At 40.8% G+C, this 3,381-nt stretch carries 3 protein-coding genes and 1 pseudogene; all 4 read right to left on the bottom strand.

The features are described 5' to 3' along the window. Positions 1-447, bottom strand: a pseudogene (locus B3O33_RS13855) (30S ribosomal protein S6--L-glutamate ligase); the annotation flags it as partial. Further along, on the bottom strand, positions 444-941 hold the full coding sequence (locus tag B3O33_RS13860) for an ATP-dependent zinc protease (RefSeq protein ID WP_414673299.1): 498 nt from the start codon (positions 939-941) through the stop codon (positions 444-446). The gene B3O33_RS13860 and the pseudogene B3O33_RS13855, both read right to left, overlap by 4 nt. A gap of 216 nt (positions 942-1,157) precedes the next feature. Further along, positions 1,158-1,571 (bottom strand): pilin, encoded by a 414-nt coding sequence (locus B3O33_RS13865; RefSeq protein WP_292359121.1) that lies wholly within the window; start codon positions 1,569-1,571, stop codon positions 1,158-1,160. Between the two features lie 161 nt (positions 1,572-1,732). After that, a partial coding sequence (locus tag B3O33_RS13870) for a PglL family O-oligosaccharyltransferase (protein WP_292363839.1) occupies positions 1,733-3,381 on the bottom strand: 1,649 nt, incomplete at its 5' end.

Genomic DNA, 3,381 nt, shown 5'->3' on the forward strand with positions numbered 1-3,381 from the left:
GATTCCCTGAGTACCTTCTAAAAGTTTAATCACCAGCGGCGCACCACCTACCATCTTGATTAAATCGTCGACATCATCAGGTCGATGGGCAAAGCCCGTCACCGGCAAACCAATACCGCGGCGGGATAATAACTGGAGAGCGCGAAGTTTGTCGCGCGACCGACTGATGGCCACCGACTCATTAAGTGGATATACATTCATCATCTCAAACTGGCGCAGCACGGCGGTACCGTAAAAAGTCACCGAAGCACCAATCCGAGGAATCACCGCATCATAACCGGTAAGGTTTTCGCCTTTGTAATGCACTTCGGGTTTCATCGAAGTGATGTTCATGTAACAACGCAACACATCCAGAACATCCACTTCGTGCCCTCGTGCCTCAGCTGCCTCGACCAATCGGCGAGTTGAATACAACTTTGAATTACGGGACAAAATGGCTATTTTCATGCAGATTCTCCATCAAGCGCTTCATCTTTAGGCGCTTGAGTTGTGTCGTGAAATGAGGGGCTTGCTTGATAGGACAATGCCGGATTAACCAATATATTACCAGTCGTCATGGCAGTGCGTCCCAGTAACATTCTAAAAAGCATGGTATCGCGATTGGTCAAGGTAATTTCAATCGGCCAGCTATGCCCGCCAACGCTAAGTAGTGTCTCAATCACATAACGTTTTTCAGTATGACCGCCCGAGTCAGTAACATTACGCTCATCCTTAACACGCGCCTCGCACCAGATTTCGGTCTCGGTATCATGTTGATTGGGATGTACTCCAAATCGTACCCATAGCTCATCGTTTTTCTCAATCGGCTCAACCGAAAAAGCATGGATCGCGGAAGTTCTGGCACCGGTATCCACCTTGGCTTTGATTCGATCGATACCCAACTCTGGCAGGCTTAACCATTCACGCCAGCCAACTGTAATTATTTGCGGGTGATTTTCCACGAGATTCCCCATTTATGATTTATGGGGCAATTGAAAGCAATTTAAGCACGGCTGTCAAAAGGGATTTTCACTATTACCGCTTTAAATCAAGTTTATAGCAGATTCAATTATGTTTTTTTAGTTTTGGATTATAAACATGAGTATGCCAGATAGAAAAAAGCCCCGACGAATCGGGGCTTCTTTATTTGCGTTAGAACTTTATTAACGAACTGGTTATTAACACCAGCCAGCCGCTTCACAAGAACCACTTTGCCCCCAACTAGTACCAGTAGCATTAACTGTTGGAGTTAATATAGATGTTGTTGAATTCAAACCTTCACCCGCAATAGCTGTAGCAGTAATTACACCGGCGGCAACATCAATTGTTGAAATGTAACTGTATGTTCCAGCAGTTACAGCAGCTTCAATACCATTACTACCCGCATTACAGTCGGTTAAAACACCACCATTTGATTGAGCACAAATAGCTACAGCAGTCTTATAACCATTTGATACTGAAATCACTTCCTGGAATTTACTTTTTGTAACGTAATCTTGATAAGCAGGCAAAGCAATTGCCGCCAAGATACCGATAATCGCAATAACGATCATTAATTCGATTAATGTAAAACCTTGTTGTACTTTTTTCATTTTAAATCTCCGTAAATAGACGACAAGCTTTGTGCTCGGAGTTATTAAAGCACCGTCCATGCCAATGATTTTTAATATTTAATTTCAATAGGTTACAATATTAACAAGTAACTAGTCATTCTATCCAATGACTTTCCTGAGTCACAAAGTGACAATTTTTGTCAATTCATTACCAAGCAGTCATTTTGAATACTTTGTAATACTTTATTTGCAGGATAATAAAGCAAACTGTTGCTGATCGTTTCACAGCGTTGCTTAGGCATTTCCAAGGCAATGTATCCATTAATCACATCCTCAAATAATTTTAATTCTGGAGTTCTATTCAATTCTGATTCAAACCAATTAATAATCTGAACTAATTTCTGAGCATCATTTTTGGTAATTGCATCATGCAAATGTGAACGCATAACAATTTGCTCTGCATATGTTTTGTAATACAAATTGCTTAAGGCGCTATCAAGCTGGGGCGTTCGCTGAGATTGATTTATGAATTGATATAACTGTTGTTGAGCTTGTGATGTTTGCCATAAAAAAAACAATGTAACTGTCAGCAGAATAATGACGAAACCACGAAGTGATTTTTTTGCCATCAGGCTAATTGGGTTTTGCCTTATGGCTACATAATGATTGAGTAATACATATAGCAAAGTTAACCAAATAAACCAGTGAAATGATGAAATGTAAAAAGGATGCTCGACCTGCGTATGAAACGTAATAGGAAGTAATAATGCCAGATAGGCAAATAATCTTTGCTGTTTGTATTTAACGGCAAACCACAGCACACTAAACATAGCGATGAGAATACCCATCAACGCAAGTAATCCCCCTTCAATTGCCCATTGCAAAAGCTCATTATGCGGATGAGCAATATAAGTCGGCATTTCTGCAGTTGGATGTTGTTGATAAAAAGCAGAAGAAGCCAAGCCAAATTTTTCCAGGAAGCTACCAATACCATGTCCTTTTATTGGTGCTTCATAAAAAGCATCCAGCGAAATACGATAAATGCTTAGACGTTGATCTGCATATTGCGCTTCTACCATTTGGTAGGATTTATCAACTGTTTTGTGTAACCCTTCTTTTGCTAACACACTGGCAAAAACAATTAGCAATAAAGCAGAAAAAATGGTTTTCCAATTTTTGCTGACTTGCGTCCGATAAGCTATCAGTAACATTAACAGGCCTAATATTCCTGATAACAGCCCAATCCTTGAGCCTGTTGCCACCATCACATAAGTGGCCACACTGATGGTAATCAACAAAAATACTTTTAGATAAAATCGGTTATGAGCAATAGGTCTTAAGCACAGATAAACTGAAACCAATATACCGGTAGTCAGAAAACTGGCCATCACATTAACCTGCTGAAATACCCCCGTCGCTATTGCTTTATCAGTTCTGGTTATCCAGCTTGATAAAACTGGTAATTCAAATAACTGAATAATGCCAACAACGCTATGCAACAACGTCGCAATAGTAATCAGCAACAAAATTCGATCGGTATTTTTAAGTCGAAATTGAAACAGACCAAACAAAAACAAAACGCCAGCCATTACATACACAATACGAAACATCCAGGTAATTGGATCCTGCACTCCCGCCAAAGCTGCGGCCAGAAGGATACCCACAGGCAATGCCAGCAAACCTTTGTAATTCATGGGAAGAATCAGCTTGTCCTGCCCGCAGAAATACCAGACAGAATAAGCAATGACCAAAGTCGCCGCAGCCCAGACAGTGATATTAAATGGCAGATCAAAACCGGTACCACCAAGACTGGAGGCCAGATAAAAGGGTGAGATCAGGAAGAGTAATG

Source organism: Methylophaga sp. UBA1464 (assembly GCF_002325665.1).
Classification (GTDB): Bacteria; Pseudomonadota; Gammaproteobacteria; order Nitrosococcales; family Methylophagaceae; genus Methylophaga.

Excerpts from the sequence above, each read along its gene's own strand:
- B3O33_RS13865 (WP_292359121.1), bottom strand. The coding sequence starts at position 1,571 with ATGAAAAAAGTACAACAAGGTTTTACATTAATCGAATTAATGATCGTT.